Here is a 21,322-nt window from a genome sequence, read left to right on the forward strand (position 1 = left end):
ACGTCAAACGGTGACGCCATTTGCCTTAACTCACTCGCTCCTCGAGCGTTGCCGCCGACCTTGCCCAGTTTAGGCGTCGAGCACGAAGGGGGCGTGAGCCAGAGACGACAATAGCGTCTCGTTGAGGCATTCGTACCGCAGGCGCCCGTTGAAGCTCTCGACGAAAGCCATTCTTCATCGGCTGCCCGGCGCGATGTAGTCCCACTCGACCTGCCGCTCTTGCGACCAGCGCAGGATGCCCGATGTGGTCAGCTCGGTGCCGTTGTCACTGACCACCGTGTGTGGTTTGCCGCGCATGCCGATCAGCCGCGTCAACTCCCGAGCCAACCGCACGCCCGACAATGACGTGTCGGCCACCAGCGTCAGGCACTCCCGCGTGTAGTCGTCGACCAGGCATAGGCATGACGGGGCGCAGTCGCGGCACTCAATCGGGAAGCTGAGCTGCGCTTGAATAAGCCCCCGGCCACCAGGGTCGGGGGCAAGTTGGAGGGTCGGTCAACCCTTCGTGTGGCGCCGCAGGGGTCGAGCGGCGGCACGTAGGTAAAACGCTCGAACGAGCCACACGTAACCCGAAAACGCTAAGCGTCCTTGCTGCCGGAGTGAAGCAGCAGCAAGGACGCTCGGGCGGTGGGATACCGATACCAGCGCGCCAGGCCGGGAGTCTGCAAGCTCAGCGCGGTAACGCTTGCCGCCGCCCGGCCGAGCGCGCTGGCTCGACGACGAGCACAACCATTGAATGCGTCATCATGATGGCGACGTACTCCTAAGTATTCCGCTTTTCTTGAGTCCATTACCGGAGACGTGGCCCGGTCGCGTCAGCTTATTCGCCGTCTCGGATTTCGACCCTTTTGTGCAAGAGCGCGAGAAGTTGGATTCGGAGCGCCCTGCCAAATGCTCCCGGGCGTCGAAATAGCCTTCGGCGTCCAAACGCTGTCGAACCTTATCGATGGTGGAGTATTCCCACTGCGGGCTAGGTCGAGAGCCCGTTCGATTACACTCTTGCGAGGTTCGCGTTTCTCTTTTGGCATACCTGCGCTTCGGTTGCTTTCTGTCAGCTCGTGAAACGCGACTGGGCGTGTAGGGCTCCCAACCATCAAAGCCGGAACCCTCAATCCACGCTTGCGTTAACTGACATCAACTTCCAGGGCGCCCATCATGGACACCGCGTACGTCGAGGGAATCGCTCGTCGCCTCACCTCAGCGCAGCGCCGCGCGGTCGAGACCGATTGCTGTCGCCTCGGCACATTGAATCTTTTGCGGAGCCTCGGCCTAGCCGAAACGGCCGTGCTAAGAGAGCCCAATGGGCCGTACGGTGATCGGCTCAAGCCTATATGGTCGGCGCTAGGGTTAGCGGTCAAAGCCCGTGTCATCGACAATTCGGGCCGATGCGACCATCGTCCGCTCCAGAGAATAACTGGGCTGCGTCGGACACCTCGCTTCGTTCGTGCAAGCGAGAACAGAACTGGCCTGCGTGCGCAGCCGTCGAAAAAACCGATGAGGGTATTAACTTAGCCTCAACTTCGGAGCGCTAGCAAGTTGGCGTTCAGGGAGAAATGGCTATGAAGTTTTTTAGCAAGCTGCGCACGAACCAAGCCGGCGCGACGGCCATCGAGTATGGTCTGATCGCTGCGCTAATCGCCGTTGCCGCGATCAGCGCGATGCAGGGCCTGGGCTCTCAGCTCGGAACTACGTTCAACTCCACGTCGTCCTCGCTGGCGGCCTGATTCGAGCCAGCTTTTGTAGCTTCGCCCCTCCTCGGGCGTGGCTAAATCAAGTGTCCTGCAGCTGACGGACAAACGTACAATGCGAAAAATGAAGACCCCCGCTATGTCGGGGGCCTTCGTCCAACGGTCAGCTCTGACTGCCCGGCCCCCTTGCTGGCCGCATGCTGATCCTGCTGACTCTGACATTGCTACTTAGCACGTCGGGGTGACAGTGGTGTATCGAGACTGTCGAAAATCAGGACACCCATGTGTGTCCTTCCGTGCCAACGATGCGCTTGTCATTGCTCTGAATGACCGGCCTCGCAAGTCTGGCTGCTCAGCTTCCAAAAACTGCGCTTTCTGGTCCGCGCAACTGTGGGGCTGGCATAGTGGTACTGCCGCTCGCCAAGCTGATCGAAGGCGCCAATGGTGACCCCGAGGGGCTGCGCGCGCTAGCCGACCCCTGTTACGAATATGCAAGAGGGAGCGGCGCCGCTGGACGCGGTGTTCTGCCTATGCTGCGCCCCCCGCTCATCACAACCGAGAGTTCCCGTGCCACCGGCACGGCGGCGCGGCAGATTTCGCATTTGATGATCGCCGCGCCTGAGAGGTGACCGGCGTAGTCCACTTGACCTGACTGGTATTGGGGCGTGGTCACCCCTAGCCAAGCGCCGACCGACGGAGAGTTTGGGAATTACCCGGGTGTTCGACAGCAGTGGCAAAAGCGGTTGCGTTGACGGCACCGACGCCCGGGATGGACATCAGTAACCGGTAGGCCTCGCTCTGGCGCGCATTATCGATCGGCCGGCATCTGGAAAACCGGCGAATCAAGTGGCACTCGATGCCGTGGCCGTTGTGGGTTTTCAGATGCGCGGATGTCCATCTTGGCCATGGCTTGCCCACGAGGCCGTATACGTTGACGCAGACTGATCTGATCACCCGAAAATTCGTCGTGCAAACGGGGCGGGCCATACATTCATTCATGGCGAACCTGGCTGAAAGTTCGCGAGCGACCCTATCGGGGATCGTGCGATTCCGGCAGGTGAGGATGCCGACGTGGCCACGGTCACCGGCCTCACCCAGAAATAGGCGTGCTCTGAACCAGGGGATGCCCCAGCCGCACTCGATACATTGATTAAAGGCAAAGAGTATAATGCTTTTTCAATAGAGGTAAAATACTGGCCAAATCGACTTTGAGGGTCAATGGAAAAAGTAACTGTTATGTGCGATATTATATTTGACTCTAATCTAATATTAGCAAACTGTGCGTGGGTTCAGTGCTAGAGCGACTCAAGCGTAGGTGAATTGACCAGCGCTGGAAGCGGTTTGGCGCCCCGGTTATTTTGCTCACGTAATTGGTTTGAAAATCGCCCCATCAGGAGCGTGATTGTGGCATTTCGGTGCGGCATAAGCTGCAGTTTTTAACTTAACCAAGGCTGGTCAATCGAACGATGAAATGGCAAGAGCGGGCCTTTTAGAGACGCTCATAGAACGACGGTCGCCATCGCATGACGGACTATCCTTTTCAGCCAGGGGCGAGTCATGGCTATCTCCATTACTGTCGACAACGATCGCAACCTCCTGGGAACCCAACAGCTCGACCTCGACGAAAGCGCGTCACTGCAGACCACGGCCGACGCCAATGGCACGGCGACCGGCGACAAGGACGACGACGTTCTCGCAACTTACAATTCCACGTCGAACGTGTTCGCCAGCGGTGCTGGCGGCCTGGATGTGGCCTTTGTAAACTACATCAGCGGTCTGTTTCCTGATCTCGATCCGGCGGGACAGCCCGCTTTGGATGCGGTCAGGGACACCGCACTGGGCTTTGTCGCCAATGTCGGCGGAGCATCGAGTTCGACCAGCTTCATCCAGGTCACGGCCACGGCCGGCGAGACGATCAGTAACTTGTTCTTCTCCCTCGCTCCTTCAGCCCCATCGGGAGCCATCAATTCGGTCAAAACCCGGGCGAACGAGGATCTTTTCTTTCACATCAACGCCGATACCGATTTCGCGACTTTGACGACCCTGGGGCGGAAAGATCGTCGCCGCGTTCTACCTGAAGGAAAGCGCCGACCATCTCAGCGCCCAAGTGCAAATGGTTACGTTCGAAGCGCTCAAGCACACGGACAGCAACAATGCTGATGAGCCGATCAACTTCAGTGATGTCTTGCAAGTAAGCGCGGCGGGCAGCACCGCGTTTACATTTGCCAACCTGCCCTCGGGCAATTTCCTCTACGCTGCTTTCGGGAACATGACTGTCGCAATGCTGGTCACTGGCGACGACCTTCAAGCGGCTATGGTAAGATCATTACCAACAGCAGCGATACAGTCAACACCAGCCAAGCGGCTAAGGAAATCTAGCTACCATCGGCATCGATGCGCAGCATTTCACTTACGGCGGTAGCGGCCAGAACAAGACCGACGAATCTACCGCCAACTTCACATTCGTTTCCGCCTTCGTGCCGCTTCAGGGAACCGGGGGCGTGCCTGCTACCGGGACGAACGGGCAGGACATCGCCTACGGCGGCTACATCAACACGGTGGGAGCAGGCCTGACGATTTCCCAGCTCACCGGCGGCAACGCCCATGCCAACATGCGCATTTCCTTGTGGAAGGCAGGCGGCGGCACGACGCCCGAAGAGAGCTTTTCCTACATCGACAACGCATTCACGAATGAATCGACTATCAGCGATGATACAGCCCTGCACGATGATGCGCTGGTCTCGGTTGGGCAGGTCAAGGTTACGCATGCTGGTGTGGTTCTGACCTGGGGAACTGGCGGCGCGGCGTTCGGCACCACACAGTCGGGCGTCAAGGTTTCGCTGGTCGACGCCTTCGCCACCATCAATGCGCCGGGCCTCGATAGCTTTGAGGTTACCGGTCTCGGCTCGCTCGACAATGTCGATTGGACCGCCGCCGGCGGCGCCTCCTTCAATCGCATCAAGCTCACAGCCCTCGCGACTACCAGCGCCTTCGACCTCGGCGGGCTCCAGATCACCGAGGGCACGACTTCCAGCGCGGGCCTCGGGTCCCACCTGCTGGTCGACGATGATGCGCCGACGATTACGGCCCCCGGCACGCAGCCAATACTAACTGTCGATGAGACGACCCTCTCCGGCGACGACACCAAGGGCTTCGCGGGCGCGTTTACTTCCTCATTTGGCAGCGACGGTGCAGAGGCGGGCGGCGGGATCGTTTACACGCTGGGCATCGGTGCCGGCTCGACGGGCCTGTTCGACACAGCCACGGGAGCTGAGGCGGTGTTGAGCCTTGTCGGCGGGCAGGTGCTCGGCAAGGTCGGCGCACTGACCGTGTTCGTGGTCAGCGTCGACGGCACACAGCCAAGTCACGCTCGACCAGCAGCGCGCGGTCCTCCACAACGATCCTAACGATTCGATCGAGTCGGGACTGAGTGCGGCAACGCTGGCTGACGGTCTCATCACTCTGACCGCTACAGTAACCGACAAGGACGGTGACAGCGCTTCGTCGACGATCGGCATCGGTCAGAACCTCCAGTTCGAGGATGATGGGCCGTCGATCACCGCACCCGGCACGCAGCCGACCTTGGTTGTCGACGAGACGACGCTCACCGGGGACGACACCAAGAGCTTTGCAGGTGCCTTCACGCCGGTCTTCGGCGCTGACGGCGTCGCCGCCGCGGACGGCGGGGTCACTTATGCGCTGGGCATCGCTGCCGGCTCAACCGGCCTGTTCGATACGGCCACGGGCCTCGAGATCGTACTGAGCGTCAGCAATGGTCAGGTATTCGGCAAGGTCGGTGCGCTGACGGTGTTCGTGGTCAGCGTGGATAACGCGGGCCAGGTCACGCTCGACCAGCAGCGCGCGGTCGTCCACGACGATCCCAACGACAGCATCGAGACCGGAGCGGCCGCAGCCACGCTGGCTTCCGATGGCCTTATAACGCTGACCGCGACCGCGACCGACAAGGACGGAGATCACGCTTCGGCGACGATCGGCATCGGCCAGAACCTGCAGTTCGAGGACGATGGGCCGTCGATCACCGCGCCCGGTGCGCAGCCAGCCCTGGTCGTCGACGAGACGACGCTTTCCGGCGACGATACCAAGAGCTTCGCGGGTGCGTTCACGCCGGTCTTCGGCGCTGGCGGGGTCACCTATGCGCTGAGTATCGCCGCCGGCTCGACGGGCCTGTTCGATACGGCGACGGGTCTCGAGGTGGTGCTGAGCGTCAGCAATGGCCAGGTGGTCGGCAAAGCTGGTGCGGTAGGTCCGACCGTGTTCGTGGTCAGCGTCGACAGCGCGGGCCAAATCACGCTCGACCAGCAGCGCGCGGTCGTCCACGACGATCCCACCGACGGCATCGAGACCGGAGCGGCCGCAGCCACGCTGGCTTCCGATGGCCTTATAACGCTGACCGCGATCCCCACCGACAAGGACGGAGATCACGCTTCGGCGACGATCGGCATCGGCCAGAACCTGCAGTTCGAGGACGATGGGCCCAACGCCAACGGCACCGCGCAGGCGAAGACCGTCGACGAGGACGGCGATGTCGTCGGGACCGGCAACACCGGCGGTCCTGGCGATGATGATCTCGCTGCCAAGACAGCGAGCGGCAACGTCTCGGCGATCTTTGGTGCCGGCGCGGACGGAGTCGGAAGCTACAGTCTGTCGAATGACCCCGCCAAGATAGGCCTGCTGCCTTCGCTTACTTCGCAAGGAGGACAGGTACTCTACGACGTAACCGGCAACACGCTAACCGCTTACGTCAATGGCCTTACCGCAGGGTACACCCCGGCAGACGATCGCGAGGTCTTCACGCTCGATCTCAATGTCGGCGGAACGCCAGGTGCATTCCTCTTCACGTTGATCGACCAGCTCGACCATCCGGTGACTGACAATCCGGCTACGATCGGAACGGCGGAGGTCGCCTGGGAGGATGAACTGACGCTCAACCTCGGGGCAATCCTCAAGGTGACCGACAAGGACGGCGACTCCGCCTATGCCGCCGCCAACAAGCTGGCGATAACCGCGGACGACGATAGCCCGGTGATTACCACGCTCGATTCGGCGAACGACATCACCTACGACAACGCCGACAATCCAAATCCCGGCGGTAACGGGGTATTCGCCTACAGAATCGGTTTCGACGATCGCGACAGCTACAGCGCGTCGAGCAGTGATCTCTTGCTTTCCTTTGCCAGCGGAGACGTTGGGGGAAGCGCGATCACCAACAAGAGCGTTTCCTGGGTTTCTGAAAGCGACGCCCAGGCCACATTCAATTTCTCGTTCACTTATCTGTCTAACCCTGCCGATAACACGTCGGCGACCAATGCCACCGGCTCGCTTTCGTTCGACAAGGCCGCGGGCACTTACCACGTCAGTCTCAACGCGCCGATATCAAGCTACACTATCCTGTCGCTGAGCGACCCGGGTGTCGGTTTCACCGGCTATCTGGCGAACAGCAGCACGACGACCAACTCTCAGCCGCCGGTTTCGGTCGCTGCCTTGGCCTCGAGCTTCTACGTGCAGTTCAACGGCACTGCGGAAGACAGCGGCGGCACCGATGGCAATACGGCTACCAAGCAGGCCCTGTTCGCCAACAACCACAACCTTGATGCACTTACGACAAATGAGGCGTGGAGCAACGGCGACGACGATGCTTTCACCCCCGGCGAGCTCTTCGGTCTGCGTTACGACGCGGATCCAGGCCCTGCCGTAAACGACAAGCCCTTGCTCTCCTGGGTCAGTGTGTCGGGTAGCGCAGCAGGCGTAGCAGGCGATACGATGCAGAATGGTGAAGTGCTCGATTTCACCCTGTGGAGCGGGAATCCCAAAGGCTTCCTCGACCCCTCCGCCGCAAATCCGCCGCTCAATCCCGTGCCGGTCAAGGTGTCGGCCTCAACCGTCTTCATGCAATTCGACGCGCTCGACAACGGCGAGGATCTGGTCGTTGTCCTGAAGCTGGTCAATCCGAACAATCCCAATGACACGACGACGCGCGCCGTAATCGTCGGATACGGTGACATCTACCACAACACCGACATCAACCAGCTGCCCGCCAGCTTCGGCTTTACCGGAACGCTCGACAATAACGATGGCTTCGTCGTGATCGAGAGCAACGATTATAACGGGGCCGGCGAGACCTGGCACATCCAGGGCGCACAGGTACTTGCCTCGACCGAAGGCATCTCGGGGCAGGGCGTCAACCTTGTCCGTGCGATCGGCGCGGGCGGTGGATCCAGCGTCAACGGCGTGCTGCAGTATCAGAACCTCGATATGATCCAGGACTCCGGTCCGAATAACGGCGGCACCTGGGATGGCGACGTGTTCAAGATCACCAATATCGGCTTCATCACCTCGAACACGCAGACGGCCGACGCGCACCTCGATTTCGGCGTGCAGGTCGCCGATTATGACGGTGACAAGACCGATGCGCAAACGTTCAGCATCAACATTGTGGGCGATTCGTCAGCCAATGCCACGAGCTCATCGCTATTCGAACTCGTTCCGCTTTCCTCTTTGGAGCCAGACCTGCTTCTGTTCTGATTAAAACGAGTTTGGTGATCTCAACGAACATCGGCGGAGCAGAAATGTTCCGCCGGAGTTCGTTTTGCGATTTTTCGTTCAGCTACCGCGGCGAGGACGTCGTGACGACGCTCGACCGAACCTGCCGCGAGGTCGGCTATCCGCGAACGATCAGGGTGGACAATGGCAGCGAGTTCGTCTCGCGCGACATGGATCTATGGGCTTACCAGCGGGGCGTGACGCTCGACTTCTCACGCCCTGGCAAGCCCGCCGACAACGCGTTCATCGAAGCGTTCAACAGCAAGCTGCGCAGCGAATGCGTGAACACGCACTGGTTCCTGTCGCTCGAAGATGCTTGCGACAAACTGGACCGCTGGCGTAGACACTACAACGAAGAGCGACCGCACAGCGCGATCGGGAACATCCCCCCGATAATGCTGGCAAACCCGACCGGGGCAACCAGCCCTCCGGACACGGGCCAGGCGCAAAACTCTAGACCCCAGCGGTCCGAGGTTGGGTAGCAGTGCACAAAGCTGCTGGACTCTAACTCATGCTGGTGGAAACCAGGGGTCACGTCAAGCGCGTTAATCGTCATTAGTCATCCTATTGCGACGATGTGTGCCCCAAACTGGGGCAAGAGTTCGTTTCTACAAGAGCAACCTGCGGCGAACTCCTGTTCGTGCTGATTTTAGAACCGCGCCCTCCGCTGGCGACCCTTACGAAAATCCGGTCGTTCGATGATTAAGTTTTGACCGTCGCGCATCAAGACTCGGTGTTTAATTTTTCTTAATGTCGGCGGCCTAAGTTAATCCCCGATTGTGAGGATTTTCTGATGCTACCTTCTGTTCGCGGATTGGTGACGGCTATCGAAGGGGCCGCTGTCGTCGAGATGGCGCTAATCGCGCCGTTGATGGCTGCTCTGATGATGGGCACCATCGACACGGCGCGCTATTTCGCGGCTGGTATCAAGGTCCAGCAGGCCGTGAACCGCAGTCTCGAAATGTCGCTGATGGGTGGGCCGACAGTCGCCCTCAGTGATATCCAGGCGCAGGCAGCGGATCAGGCTGGCGTGGACGTAAGCGCCGTCACCGTTACACAGACTCTGAAGTGCGCAGGCACCGTGACGACTTGGACGCTAACCTGCGCCTCCGGGCAGGAGACCGCGCGCTACACGCAGGTCTCGATCGCGACCACGTTCACCCCGTCGTTCGTGCTGAATTCGCTGAACCAGATGTACAAGAGCACGAACGGCAACATCCCGATCTCGGTTACGGGCGCGGTGCGAATCCAATGACGCGGCGCGGTAAAATCACTCAACTGGGGGAGGACCGGGGCGGCGCTGCCGCGTTGGAATTCGCAATCGTTGCTCCGGTCTTTTTTGCTCTCCTGTTCGGTGTCGTGCAGCTCGGCATCCTGTTTCAGGCTCAATCGGGCCTCAGAAACTCGGTGGAGGACGCTGCGCGCTATGCGACGACCTGGCCCAAGCCCAGCACGTCGGCCATCCAGACACGGATAACGAACAACCGGTTCGGGCTGATTCCTGCGAACATCGGGACGCCGAGCATCGTCTTCAGCTCGGGCGCATCGCCCAACTACGTGACGATATCGATGACCTACAACATTAGCGTCAACTACGTTCTGGGCACGCAGAACATTACCCTTTCCGAAAGCCGTAAGGCCTTCACTGTTTCCTAGCTGATCGGAGCCTCACTATGGACTTCACGCGGTATCTGCACTTCGCGCGCCGTCTGCTCGCCAACGTGCGCGGCAATGTGCTTGTGACCGCAGGCCTGGCGCTTCCCATCGTTGTAGGCGGGGCAGGGATTGGCATTCACTCGGTCCAGCTGGTCTTGACGAAGCGGCAGCTGCAGCGCGAAGCGGATTCTGCGGCGCTGGCGGGCGCTTATTCGCTGTTCCAGGCGCAAGGCAACACGGCCGCGACAGCAGCGGCGAACGATGCGTTGACGCAGAACAACCTGATGGCGAACGTGAGTTCGACGATCACACCCGGGCCTTACACCACCGCCACGGCCACGTTCACATCAAGCATGTACGTGCGGCTCACCACGACCAAGGCAACCCCGTTAATGGGCCTTTTTGGCATGGGTGCGAGCAGCGTGGCTGCAGAGGCCCGGGCGGCCGTCGTGCCCGAGGGCAAATTCTGCTATCTCGCGCTTGAGACCGGAAACGTCACCGGCGTCACGTTCCAAGGCAACACCACGGTCAATCTCGGTTGCGGGGTCGGCACCAACTCGACAAGCGGCTCTGCCGCGATCGCCAGCGGTAGCTCGAGTGTGACGGCCTCACCTATCGCTGCGATGGGCGGGGTACCGGCTTCGACCAACTACGCGCAAGGCACGGTCTTAATGCCAAATCACGCGCAGATCGCCGATCCCTTCGGAGGTGGCACCACACTTGATCCGAGCAGTTCTGATGTGTCGAACTCGGCATGCAAAAACGGGAACGCTTGGCGAACCATATCGGTCCCGTCTGGAACGACCACCACCTCGGCGCAACTCATGGCGGCGAGCGGCGGGTCGATCGGCGGTCCCGGATGCTATGGGACGATAAGCGTTCAAGGCAACCTGATACTTGATCCAGGCACCTATTATCTGGCGAACGGCGCAAATAACGCCGGCCTCCAGATCGGTTCGCAGGCTGTCCTAACCTGCAACGGCTGCACTTTCGTACTCACCAGCACTACGCCGAACAACGGCAGCAGCCATGCCACGATGAGCATCAATGGCGGCGCACAAGTGAACATATCTGCGGCTACCACCGGCACCTATGCTGGGATCGTCATGTACCGCGATCGACGGGCCTCTGCGAGCAACCAGTGCTGCATGGTTAACGGCAACTCCAGTTCGAGCTTCTCGGGCGCCTTCTATTTCCCCGCCGACACGCTGACATTCGCGGGCACAGCGGGAATGGCGGTAAATTGCATCCAGCTCGTGAGCCGTAGGATCACGTTCACCGGCGATTCCGACATAACGAACACCTGCACACCGCCGGGCGGCGGCCCTAAGTGGTCGCTTGATACCGTACGGCTAGTTAGTTGACAGACCTAAATAAAGTACGGCCCACGACCTTATGGCCGCAGACCGCAAAGTTTAGACAAATCGTCAACAAGGTCAGCGAGTTCTCGGGCCGCCTCGCAATCTCGATCTTTAAATAACTGCGCCACTTGTAAAACGCGACATTGTCGCAATATATTTGGGCAGCGAGAAAATGAAAACTGCGGCATCTTTAAGTGGTTTTGAAAAAATTGCCTGATTTTTTGGGTGACCGCGGTCGTCGGAAATTGCGTTGAGCGCTTTTATGCCATAATGGCGCTTGATGATCTCCCATCGTAGCCTGAGGATGCTTGCAGCGTTTAAAAGCACCGATCGTTTCGCGACGAAGGGCTAGCTCAATTTATATCTTACGGTAATTACAAGCGGCTGCTCGCCTATAGCAACATCTCGCCCCTTTTCGCTCAACGCGGCACGCATAGCTGCCTCCTCGCGCTTTGCTGTCTTCTGGTCCGGAGCAAACACGATGTTGGCTTGCATTAAACAATCTCTGTTCAGCCCTTGGGGAACAGGGGGAAGCCCCCTCATACGCTGGACGGCGAGAAAGGCCGCACGATCTAGCCGCGCTTCTCCAGAATAGCGAATGATCCTTATGTCGGTAGGCTGCCCCAAGCCATCTATGCGAAATATTACTGATACCGCTCCCGTCGGGGTCGGCTCCCGAACCACGTAAGGATACCGAAGCGTGCCGTCGAGTAGCCGAGAGACCGAAGTAGCCCACTGTCCCACGTCGTTGCCTACAGGAGGCGACACCACCAATTCGCTTGCGACTGCGGCGCCGGCAATCGGAAGAAGAAAAGCAGCTAGGCCACTGCACATCCAGTATCGCATGTCACCCTCCTCTGTAACTGGCGCGGGACCTGAAGATGGCGCTGATAAATCGCAATCGCGCCGTAGCCGGGATTAGATTCCTCGCCGCGAGTCGAGTCATGTTGGCTTTTTGCAACCTCCATCCCGAACTGAACTCGCGTGCAGCTTTTGAGTGGAGCAGCGCGCGCGAGGCGCGGTCGCTTTCTCCATAATCCCAGCCAAATTCCCGTCCGCTTAATGGCTACTGCGACAGGCGCGTCTGTTCGGTGACGAACTCCATCGGAAGGGCCAGCGCGGTGACTCGCTTCGTGGCCTAGTGTGTAAAGCTCAAACGAGGCGCGGTCTGACATCCGAACGGGGAAGTTTTCGGCCTGTCAAATCTGGATCAGATCGCCAAGGTTGCGACATCGGCCAAGTATGAAGGCGAGCGCGGCGGCGAGGATCGTAACTTCCATGGCGCTGCGAGACCGGCTTGGGCTTCCCGCACGGGTAGCCGCAGAAATCGCAGGCCAGCACCGCCGCCGCAGCGCCAAAAAAACAAAAGGAAAATCGCCGGCCTGACCCACCGCGCGCATCGCGGGGCATATCTTCACCCGGGTCACTTCTCGATGGAAATCCCGGGCCAACTCTCAGCGGAAATCAACATTTCTGGCCAAGGCTTAGATGTCGACGGTTCTTGCATGGCCGAGACTCATGAGCCCGACGCCATAAGCGCATGGACGCCAGTTGGATCATGACGAGAAAGTTCTCGGCCAGCTTTTTTAGCGGGTGGCAACCTGGCGAAAGTGCAGCTTGAAGAAGAAGCGCTCGATCAGGTTTTCGCTCGCGGCAGAGCCAAGTGCTGAAGTAAGGGCTCGACCTCCGGTTGGCTTTGGGAGGGCTGTTGGCGAACGCGCCCCTTTCGCGGAGAGACAGGTGCGGTCGGCATGGTATGCCTTGTCCGCCAACACGATTGTTCCGCTACCGATATGGTCGAGCACGTCGTCGGCTGTTTGGCCGTGATGGCTTGCGCGGAGGTAAGTCGCAGCCGGATCGGGAGGCCTCGCCCATCGACGACCGCGCGGATTTTGGTCGTGAGCCGCCTTGGAAGCGACCGAGCCGTGAACCTACAACGATACATCATCGCACAGCTACGCCGGTACGGAGGTCGTCCGAGAAATCACGTCAACGGAAATTTCGGCGGCGGACCGACCTATGGACGGGGCGTTACCGACGATATCAAGGTAACTCAACTACGCCCGAAACATCGCCGTTAATGCCGTTCCGGCGCTAAACACCTGAACGACGATGGTGGTCAGCATCGCTTTCGTCGGGGCGACAATGCGCAAATCAAGGCAAGCCGCGGGCGTCGCCTGAACAGGTTGCGAAGTGGGATCGAGGCCGTTCGGAATCACCCGCAATAAAAGCTCTTCCTGCGGAGGGTGACCGCGGGAAGAGCGGGCGCGAGGGAGAGGACGTCAGCTTGAGATTGCAAGGCTGCTTCGCGCTAACTCACCCGCTTCACGGTGATGAAACGCCGCTGCGACTTTGAATCCAGCGTGGCTGATCTTCATCGAATGCTATCGTCAGGATAGCTTTACGTATTGACAAAAAATACCGGTATTCCCCTCATCGATCGAAGCCCTGTCCGAATTAATGTTGGGAGGACTTCGATCACATGAGATCCAAGTTAGGCAAACATATGCAGGACTGTCTGGCGGCGGCGCATTGCTACACCAGCGAAACCGATTCCCATGATTATAAGGGTCCACGTGGCCGGTTCTGGAACGCCGGTGCGGAAGTTGGCGACTTCAAACGCGTCGTTCAGCGGGGTCACATCGAACTTAGCTGATGTGATCAGTTCACCGCCCGAGGTCACGAACTGCACGTACTGCGAAAATGCCTGATTGCCGTCAGTAACTGCAAAGTTCAGACTCTGCGGCGTGTAAGTGAGTGTATTCCCCAAGTTGGTGTTGAGAGTTAGGACGTTGTATGTGTCCGGCGACCCCCATAAGAAACTCAAATAGCTAAGGGCAGAAGCGAAGTTAATGCTCGAAGGAGTTCCTGCGGTCTTGCCAACGGCAAGAAACTGGTTGTTGAAGATGCCGCTCTTCGGGATATCAGCAAAAGGCTGATCGGAGTTGTAGATAGCGCCTCCCGAGCGCCCGCCCAATGCATCAATGGCGACGAAGGGTGACCCACTTGTGCCAAGGCTCGCGACTACGGTGGCCTGCGCCGCAGGTCCCAATAAAAAAGAAAGTGCCATAGCGGACGAAACAACAGCGAACTTCATACGTACCTCCCTAGAAACCGCGCTCGGATCAATCCGGCAGTCTCCAACCCGCGCCAAAAAACCTCGTAAGAGGGGCGCCCGACGTGAACGCTTGATGGCCGGATTGGTTGCCCCAGTTCACCATAATCGATCAGCTGTCCCATTTCGAAACGTGTTTCCTGCGGAGAGGCGGCAGGCCGCGGTCGAACTCAGCGCAGCGCCGGCAGAGGCGTTAGGCGGCCTCGACACGACGCTGCAAAAACACGATCAGCGCGATCGGTGTGCGCAGCCAGGAAGTCAATCTGCGCCTCACAAAGGAAGGGGCCGATGATCCGCACTATCAGTTTGCTACTGCGCTCTTACTCCTGTGATGCTCGACATATGACACTCGTGATGTGTATGATCGCATTGGTCATCGTATTAGGATTGGGCGCGCTTGCCTGTCGTTCGCAGGCGGCTAAGAGCGGCCCGCGCTGCGTCCAGCCTCCACAGCAGTTTTTCCGGACAAGGCACAACCGAGTCCGTTGCAGATGTTCGCTGAAACACGCAGGCGCCGCTAGAAATCAGGTGACTGCCGCCGTATCGAGTTGAACGGTAGAAAGTGTGGCGACCGGCGCGTGCAATACGCCGCTCCTTTGGTGTCAAGTAGCCATCCGGCGGGTCCCGCCTTGTCGATGAGGTGACCGAGCGGTCTTAAGCGTGCTCTTGAGAGTGCGCTTTGGAGCGGTCGATGGGTCAGATCACGGTGTTTTCCGGGCCGGAGCGGCGTCGCCGTTGGAGCGACGAGGAACGGCTGGAGATCCTGAACGAGGCCTTCGCGCCCGGGGCCTGCGTCGCCGAGGTCGCACGGCGACGTGATGTGTCGACCGCGCTGGTCTACACGTGGCGGCGTAAGCTGCGCGATGCTCATGCCGAGCCCGAACCGGACGATTTGGCGGCCCCCGGTTTCGCCGCGGCTGTGATGATCGAAGATGTGGACGTCGCTCCTTCCGGCCTGCAGCCCGCGATCGTCATCGATCTGGCGCGCGGCAAGCGGATCAGCATCTTTGCTTCGGCTTCGCCGGCTCTGGTGGCCTCAGCGTTGAAGGCGCTGCGATGATCCCTTCGGGCGCGCGGGTGTGGATTGCGATGGGGCATACGGATATGCGCAAGGGGATGCAGGGCCTGGCTTTGCTGGTCCAGCAGGGCCTCAAGCGCGATCCCCATGGCGGCGATCTGTTCGTGTTCCGCGGGCGCGCCGGATCGCTGGTGAAGCTAATCTGGCACGACGGGATCGGCATGTCGCTCTACGCCAAGCGGCTCGAGAAGGGTCGGTTCGTGTGGCCTTCGGCGAAGGACGGTATGGTGTCGCTGACCAGCGCCCAACTGGCCTGCCTGCTCGACGGGATCGACTGGCGTAACCCGCAGTATTCCTGGCGTCCGCAGAGCGCCGGATAGGGCGCGCATTTTCTTCTCTGCCCTCGCATTTTGTGCTTCATCCGGGCGCTTTTCTGTGATTCCATCGCGCTCGTGGAAGCTGCCGTTTCGCCCCTTCCTGACGATATCGAAGCGCTCAAGGCGCTGCTGGCGAGCGCGACCCAGCGGGCTAATGAGGCCGAGGCCAAGCTTGCCAATGCCCATGCTCGGGAGAGCGCGACCGAGGCGGTGATTGCGCACCTCAAGCTGCAGATCGCGAAGCTGAAGCGTGAGCAGTTCGGCGCCAGCGCCGAGCGCACCCGCCGGCTGCTCGACCAGATGGAACTGCAGCTCGAAGAGCTCGAGGCCGACGCGGCCGAGGATGATCTTGCAGCCGAAGTCGCGGCCGAGAAGAGCGCGACCGTGACTGCCTTCGAACGCAAGCGGCCAGCCCGGAAGCCGTTTCCCGAACACCTGCCGCGCGAGCGGGTCATCGTGCCGGCGCCGTGCTCTTGCCCGGCCTGCGGCGGCAGCAGGCTGTCCAAGCTTGGCGAGGACGTCACCGAGACGCTCGAGGTGATCCCGCGCGCCTGGAAGGTCGTCCAGACCGTGCGCGAGAAATTCTCCTGTCGCGACTGCGAGACGATCACACAGCCGCCGGCACCCTTCCACGTCGTGTCGCGTGGCTGGGCGGGCCCGAGCTTCCTCGCCATGCTGCTGTTCGAGAAGTACGGCCAGCACCAGCCCTTGAACCGACAGGCTGAGCGCTTCGCCCGCGAGGGGGTGCCGCTCAGCACCTCGACGCTTGCCGACCAAGTCGGTGCCGCCGCCTTTGCGCTGATGCCGCTCTATCGCTTGATCGAGGCCCATGTCCTCGCCGCCGAGCGATTGCACGGCGACGATACCACCGTGCCGGTCATGGCCAAGGTGAAGACCGATACCGCCCGATTGTGGGTCTACGTGCGCGATGATCGGCCGTTCGCCGGCGCCGACCCGCCCGCGGCACTGTTCCACTATTCTCGCGATCGGCGCGGTGAGCATCCACGAGCGCATCTCGTGTCCTGGTCGGGGATCCTGCAGGCCGACGCCTATGGCGGTTACGGCGAGCTATATGCTCCCGGTCGCGTGCCTGCGCCCGTGCTCGAGGCCGGCTGCTTTGCCCACGCGAGGCGCAAGTTCTTCGAGCTGGCCGACGTTGCCAGCGCAGCCCGCAAGAAGAGCCGCGGCGAGCATGCAAGCATGATCTACCCGATCGCGCTCGAGGCCGTGCAGCGGATCGATGCCCTGTTCGATGTCGAGCGCGCCATCAATGGGAAGAACGTCGCCGAGCGCCTCGCTGTGCGCCGCGAGTTGAGCGCGCCTCTGATGGCCGAACTGCACGCCTGGCTCATCGCCCAGCTCGCCAGGCTCTCGCGCAACCACGACCTCACCAAGGCCATCAACTACATGCTCCGGCGCTGGGACGCCTTCACCTGCTTCCTTGAAGACGGCCGGGTCTGCCTGACCAACAACGCCGCCGAACGCGCTCTGCGCTGCGTGCCGCTCGGAAGGAAGGCCTGGCTGTTCTGCGGCTCTGATCGCGGCGGCCAGCGCGCCGCCGTCCTCTACACGATGATCCAGACCGCCCGCCTGAACGATGTCGATCCGCTGGCTTGGCTCGCAGACGTGCTCGCCCGCATCGCTGGGCATCCCGCCCGGCAGCTCGACCAACTGCTGCCCTGGAACTGGAACGCTGTAGCCGCTCAGGCCTGATTATCCCGCCTGGCAAAGAGGCGATAATATGCCTCTTCGCAGCGTCGCCGTCCCTCGTGCGTCAACACGACGGACTTCGCCTGACCAACCGGATCGAAAATCAGCTCCTTCTCGTGCAGGCGGCCCATCGCGTTCCAGTCGAACGACTTCCACGCACGCCAAAGCGGCTCCGAGGCCCGATCTTTGTGCAGTGTAAGAAACAGTAGTGCCAACACCGCCTCGTCAATCAGCTCAGTGTCAATCTCAGGCTCGGCCATCCGTCAGCTCCCTTCGCGGGAACTGATATAGCACCGCTCATCCTATCCTGCGGCCTTCGCCGGATGGCTACGGTGTCAACTGCGACCGCCGAAGTTACGTCGTCGACGCGCCTGCTCTCATTCCCCGCAGCGCGCATAAAAGAATCGATGGTAAATCCTGAACCATCGCTTCGGCGAAGGTTTTATTCACTTCTCCGCGTTGCCCGCTGGGCCCCTCGACGAGAATACGTTCGTTCAGGTAAACTGAGACGCACAAATCCCTACAAAGCAATTAGTCAATTTTTCGAAAAGCACAGCCGTTCCAGCGATCGCCGCACTGTATGCAAATAACTCATGAGAGGTGTTGTATGAAAATTGCCCTTGTATCCAGCGCTGCCTGGCGCTGTCCCTTCTGGCCGCACCGGACGCGCACGCGACCGTCATCGGCACCCTTGGCACCAACGGCCAGGCCTTCACTCCCATCGCCTCCCTGGGCATTCGCGTGGGCTACCAGATCTACACCCAGGATCTGCCATTCGCAGACTTTCCGAAGGCGGCGTCTACCAGAACCAGTTCCTTGCGGCTGGGCCGACCTCCGGCAATCCATCGACCATCACCTTCACCAAGCCGCTTAATTACCTGAGCTTCCTGTGGGGATCGTCTGATACCTACAACGTGCTGACGCTCACGACGAACCTGGCAACACGCTGAACTACACTGCGCAGGTCTTAACTTCGCTGTGACGGACGGCAATCAGCAGTTCTCGCAGTATGTCCAGTTCAAGGCTTCGGGCGGCGAGTACATCACGTCCGCCAGGTTCAGCTCCGGCACGGATGCGTTCGAAGTGGCCGCCGTACCTGAGCCCCCACCTGGGCGCTCATGATCATGGGAATCGGCTTTGCCGGCGCCGCCATGCGCCGCCGCCAGACGGTATCGCGCAAGTACGCCTTATCGGCCGCAACAGAAGTCCCGCCCGGAGCGATCCACGGGATTTTTGCATTCTCAAACACAAGACCCCCGCCGCTATATTGGTAACATGGGCACAGCGGCGGGGCGAGGTTGAGCGCTCGTCGCCCCGTTGGACGACGCCGACACGGATAAGCACGGGGCGACCACGCCCGCCAACCCCTAAAAACGAATCCAGCGGCTCCCTGACCGTCTCAAAGTGAGCCGCTCAACGCCGGAAGTGAGCGCCCCCACGTCGCCAGCAGCCAAGGGTGGACGGCGGAGGTGCTTTCAACGCCGGACCGCGGGTTTTTAGGACCTCAGCGGAGCCATCGGCGCGGCTTCACGCCGGCTTATGTTAATCGTACGGGTCGAGTGAGCACTTGCGATATTGGCGTAACGCATCGGGTAGCCGATCGTTATCTGCGACGATAAGCAGCGAGCACCTCTGAGGAAGGGGTGTCGAGGTAGTCGTCGTCCTTCCCAAAATACCCCTCATGCGCAAGCCTCAGGCCCGAGATGGCGAGGATTAGCGCAAGATGACGATGAACAGCATGCTCACCTCAGCATTTGACTGAAACAGCCGCCTTAATGCCGCAACACCCGCGGCGCTCCGCGCCGCGCCAGCATTTCGACTGCCATATGGCGACGCGCCTCGCCTTGAGAAGTTCCAGGGAGGTTAATCGCATCGTTTTCGATGACGACGCGGACGTTGTCACTAGACGCGACGCAATCTCGGCTTTCGTAACGTGCGGGTTGGCAGCGCCTACTGCTTTACAGCAAACTGCTTGCCCGCCTCGACCGCACTTTCGAAATCCTAACTTTTTTAAGTTAGCGATGAAGGGATGGATTCCCCGGACCAGCCGTCGAACCTTATGGTCTGCCAAATCTTATCTCTCACAGCTGCGCAACAGCAGCCCTATTTGGAGAGATTGTCATGAAGAAGCTGATCCTTGGATCCGTGATTGCGCTGGGCCTCGCCTCAACTTCTGCGATGTCCCAGTCGACTGTCGGCGGCGGTGCCGCGGCGTCGAGCCCCGAAGGCTCCGTGGCGGGTGGCGCGACGGCGGGTACGGCCAGCAAGCCCGACAAGCAGGACCGCGCGAAGCATCGTCGTCACGGCGCCGACAGGCAGGATCAGCAGCCTGACCGCACCGCCGCGGCCAACTCGGCTTCTACCTATGGTTCGGGCTCGGTCTATACCGACCGCCAGCATGCTACGGGCGCGGTGACAGCGGGCGGTAGCGCTGCGGGCACCGGTTCGCAGGCCTCAGGCACGTCGATCGACGCCTATGGTTCGACCGACCGCAACGGCTCGAGCGGCGAGGTCTATGGCGACTCGAGCGCCACCTCGACCAACCCGAAGCGGTAAGTGTGGAAGAGGGGCGGCCCTTGAGGTCGCCCCGACCCTCCGACGATGATCGTGCTTACCATCCTGGCAGCAGCAACAGCCCCTCAATGCCATCAGGTGCATTATCTGCCCGACGGCCGTGTTGTACAATCAACGGTGATCGACCCCGGCAATACCGCTACTGCCATTTCGACATCGCACGGCGAACCGAACGGTGCTGCCCGCAGTTCCGTGAACGCGCAGTCCAGCAGCCGCGGTTCCGGCACGAGTTCGAGTTCCAGCTCTAGCACCAGCGACGGTTCGCGCCGATCGGTGCGGATCGATCGTGACGAAACCGGGTGCCGTATCGTGATCGACGAGCGCCCCTGACTTCAGGAGAAAGATGATGAAACTGCTTCCTGCCCTCGCGGCGGCCACCCTTGTCATGTCCGGTGCAGGCTATGCACAGCAAACCGCGCAAAGCTCTTCGAGCACGCCGACCACCGGCGACGTCTCGGCCAGCACACGCGGCGGCGGCAGCAGCACGCCGGACAGCGTCGAGGTGAGCGGCGGCGCCGATGCGGCCGCGACCAACGGTGGTGCCGCCACGACCGACTCGCGCGCCAAGTTCAACGACAACAACGCCCATCAGCGTTCGGTTGCGACTGCGCGCGACGATGACGAGCGCGCCCGTTCGATGACCAATACCCACGTCCGGAAGGACGGCCAGGTCCGCTCGCGCTCGATGTCGATCTACAAGGAACGCGGCGAAAAGCCGGTGATCGATCGGCAGACCAGCGTCAGCGGCAAGTAAGGCGCGCCCGCGATGTCCCGCATTTTCCTCGCCGCGCTCGGCCTCGTCGTTTCGGCGCCAGCCTTCGCCCAGGCAACTCCCGAAGCCAATGAAGCCGACGTCGAGGCGCTTGAACGCTCGGACGCCTATCCGGCCGGTGAGGACCAGCGCAGCGCCGAGACTTGCGTTCCCCGGACGAATGGCGAGGGCGATAAAAAGTCGAGCCTGGCCAAGGATGCCGGCGGCGCCGCCGCGAATACCGGTGGCGCTATTGCCGGCGGCGCTGTAGCCGGCCCGATCGGCGCTGCGGTAGGCGGGGTCGTCGCCGACCATGCCGGCCGGATGGTAGGCAAGATATTCGGCGGGAAGAAGAAGCCTGGAAATCCCGCCGAAGACTGCCGCCAACAGCCGGCCGTCGCAGCGGCCGGTTCTCATGCCAAGTCCGACCAATAGCCGCGTTACCGCTCCATCGCAGAATATGTATTTGCCGTGTCATTCACAGATTGCGCCACCTTTGGGAACTTTTAGT

At 60.6% G+C, this 21,322-nt stretch carries 18 protein-coding genes and 5 pseudogenes; 16 read left to right on the top strand and 7 right to left on the bottom strand.

All coding sequences use genetic code 11. The annotated features are described in order from the left end of the window. Positions 1–78: 78 nt before the first annotated feature. A pseudogene (locus KRR38_RS36800) lies at positions 79–399 on the bottom strand (integrase core domain-containing protein); the annotation flags it as partial. A 1,160-nt stretch (positions 400–1,559) separates the two neighbouring features. Here KRR38_RS36800 and KRR38_RS33425 point away from each other — a divergent pair. Further along, a complete protein-coding gene (locus KRR38_RS33425; protein WP_217408081.1) occupies positions 1,560–1,724 on the top strand; it encodes a Flp family type IVb pilin in 165 nt (54 codons plus the stop codon). Positions 1,725–2,278: 554 nt separating this feature from the next. Here KRR38_RS33425 and KRR38_RS38100 read toward each other — a convergent pair. Beyond that, positions 2,279–2,495, bottom strand: a pseudogene (locus KRR38_RS38100) (transposase); the annotation flags it as partial. A gap of 750 nt (positions 2,496–3,245) precedes the next feature. On the opposite strand from KRR38_RS38100, the gene KRR38_RS33430 reads away from it, so the two are divergent. The 8 genes and pseudogenes from KRR38_RS33430 (at position 3,246) to KRR38_RS33460 (ending at position 11,269) form a co-directional block, all read left to right on the top strand. After that, entirely contained in the window at positions 3,246–3,848 is a 603-nt protein-coding gene (locus KRR38_RS33430; protein ID WP_217408082.1) for a hypothetical protein, read from the top strand. 341 nt (positions 3,849–4,189) lie between these two features. Continuing rightward, positions 4,190–5,095 carry a DUF5801 repeats-in-toxin domain-containing protein gene (locus tag KRR38_RS33435; RefSeq protein ID WP_217408083.1) on the top strand — a complete coding sequence of 302 codons (906 nt, stop codon included), beginning with the start codon at positions 4,190–4,192 and terminating at the stop codon, positions 5,093–5,095. Positions 5,096–5,099: 4 nt separating this feature from the next. Beyond that, positions 5,100–5,150: pseudogene (locus KRR38_RS38105) on the top strand (hypothetical protein); the annotation flags it as partial. A 120-nt stretch (positions 5,151–5,270) separates the two neighbouring features. Further along, positions 5,271–8,231: a DUF5801 repeats-in-toxin domain-containing protein gene (locus KRR38_RS33440; protein ID WP_217408084.1), complete on the top strand. Its 2,961-nt coding sequence runs from the start codon at positions 5,271–5,273 to the stop codon at positions 8,229–8,231. A gap of 80 nt (positions 8,232–8,311) precedes the next feature. Beyond that, a pseudogene (locus tag KRR38_RS33445) lies at positions 8,312–8,731 on the top strand (integrase core domain-containing protein); the annotation flags it as partial. A 311-nt stretch (positions 8,732–9,042) separates the two neighbouring features. Then, positions 9,043–9,504, top strand: coding sequence for a TadE/TadG family type IV pilus assembly protein (locus KRR38_RS33450; RefSeq protein WP_217408085.1), 462 nt, complete (start codon positions 9,043–9,045; stop codon positions 9,502–9,504). Then, positions 9,501–9,905: a TadE/TadG family type IV pilus assembly protein gene (locus tag KRR38_RS33455; RefSeq protein WP_217408086.1), complete on the top strand. Its 405-nt coding sequence runs from the start codon at positions 9,501–9,503 to the stop codon at positions 9,903–9,905. The genes KRR38_RS33450 and KRR38_RS33455 overlap by 4 nt, the downstream gene beginning before the upstream one ends. 17 nt (positions 9,906–9,922) lie before the next feature. Next, complete coding sequence (locus tag KRR38_RS33460) at positions 9,923–11,269, top strand: pilus assembly protein TadG-related protein (RefSeq protein ID WP_217408087.1); 1,347 nt, start codon at positions 9,923–9,925, stop codon at positions 11,267–11,269. 345 nt (positions 11,270–11,614) lie between these two features. Here the strand turns inward: KRR38_RS33460 and KRR38_RS38110 are convergent, their stop codons facing one another. The 4 genes and pseudogenes from KRR38_RS38110 to KRR38_RS33480 all read right to left on the bottom strand — a co-directional run bounded on the left by KRR38_RS38110 (position 11,615) and on the right by KRR38_RS33480 (position 14,363). Further along, a complete protein-coding gene (locus KRR38_RS38110) occupies positions 11,615–12,112 on the bottom strand; it encodes a TonB family protein (protein WP_217408088.1) in 498 nt (165 codons plus the stop codon). A 618-nt stretch (positions 12,113–12,730) separates the two neighbouring features. Further along, positions 12,731–13,169, bottom strand: a pseudogene (locus KRR38_RS33470) (transposase); the annotation flags it as partial. Positions 13,170–13,323: 154 nt separating this feature from the next. After that, on the bottom strand, positions 13,324–13,491 hold the full coding sequence (locus KRR38_RS33475) for a hypothetical protein (RefSeq protein ID WP_217408089.1): 168 nt from the start codon (positions 13,489–13,491) through the stop codon (positions 13,324–13,326). A gap of 269 nt (positions 13,492–13,760) precedes the next feature. Then, entirely contained in the window at positions 13,761–14,363 is a 603-nt protein-coding gene (locus KRR38_RS33480) for a PEPxxWA-CTERM sorting domain-containing protein (RefSeq protein WP_217408090.1), read from the bottom strand. A gap of 709 nt (positions 14,364–15,072) precedes the next feature. Between KRR38_RS33480 and KRR38_RS33485 the strand changes: the two genes are divergently transcribed. From KRR38_RS33485 to KRR38_RS33495, 3 genes are all read left to right on the top strand, one after another. Continuing rightward, positions 15,073–15,441 (top strand): transposase, encoded by a 369-nt coding sequence (locus tag KRR38_RS33485; RefSeq protein ID WP_217408091.1) that lies wholly within the window; start codon positions 15,073–15,075, stop codon positions 15,439–15,441. Further along, positions 15,438–15,779, top strand: a complete 342-nt coding sequence (gene tnpB, locus KRR38_RS33490; protein WP_217408092.1) for an IS66 family insertion sequence element accessory protein TnpB — start codon at positions 15,438–15,440, stop codon at positions 15,777–15,779. The genes KRR38_RS33485 and tnpB overlap by 4 nt, the downstream gene beginning before the upstream one ends. Positions 15,780–15,851: 72 nt before the next feature. Continuing rightward, a complete protein-coding gene (locus tag KRR38_RS33495; protein ID WP_217408093.1) occupies positions 15,852–17,489 on the top strand; it encodes an IS66 family transposase in 1,638 nt (545 codons plus the stop codon). On the opposite strand, the gene KRR38_RS33500 is transcribed toward KRR38_RS33495, so the two are convergent. Beyond that, positions 17,480–17,746, bottom strand: a complete 267-nt coding sequence (locus tag KRR38_RS33500) for a DUF6429 family protein (protein ID WP_217408094.1) — start codon at positions 17,744–17,746, stop codon at positions 17,480–17,482. The genes KRR38_RS33495 and KRR38_RS33500 overlap by 10 nt on opposite strands. Positions 17,747–19,607: 1,861 nt before the next feature. Between KRR38_RS33500 and KRR38_RS33505 the strand changes: the two genes are divergently transcribed. The 4 genes from KRR38_RS33505 to KRR38_RS33520 are packed head-to-tail and all read left to right on the top strand — an operon-like array spanning position 19,608 to position 21,246. Beyond that, on the top strand, positions 19,608–20,042 hold the full coding sequence (locus KRR38_RS33505; protein WP_217408095.1) for a hypothetical protein: 435 nt from the start codon (positions 19,608–19,610) through the stop codon (positions 20,040–20,042). Between the two features lie 45 nt (positions 20,043–20,087). After that, positions 20,088–20,390: a hypothetical protein gene (locus KRR38_RS33510; protein ID WP_217408096.1), complete on the top strand. Its 303-nt coding sequence runs from the start codon at positions 20,088–20,090 to the stop codon at positions 20,388–20,390. A 16-nt stretch (positions 20,391–20,406) separates the two neighbouring features. Continuing rightward, positions 20,407–20,814 (top strand): hypothetical protein, encoded by a 408-nt coding sequence (locus KRR38_RS33515; protein WP_217408097.1) that lies wholly within the window; start codon positions 20,407–20,409, stop codon positions 20,812–20,814. A 12-nt stretch (positions 20,815–20,826) separates the two neighbouring features. After that, positions 20,827–21,246 carry a hypothetical protein gene (locus KRR38_RS33520; protein ID WP_217408098.1) on the top strand — a complete coding sequence of 140 codons (420 nt, stop codon included), beginning with the start codon at positions 20,827–20,829 and terminating at the stop codon, positions 21,244–21,246. Positions 21,247–21,322 lie beyond the last annotated feature (76 nt).

It is taken from the genome of Novosphingobium sp. G106, assembly GCF_019075875.1.
Classification (GTDB): Bacteria; Pseudomonadota; Alphaproteobacteria; order Sphingomonadales; family Sphingomonadaceae; genus Novosphingobium.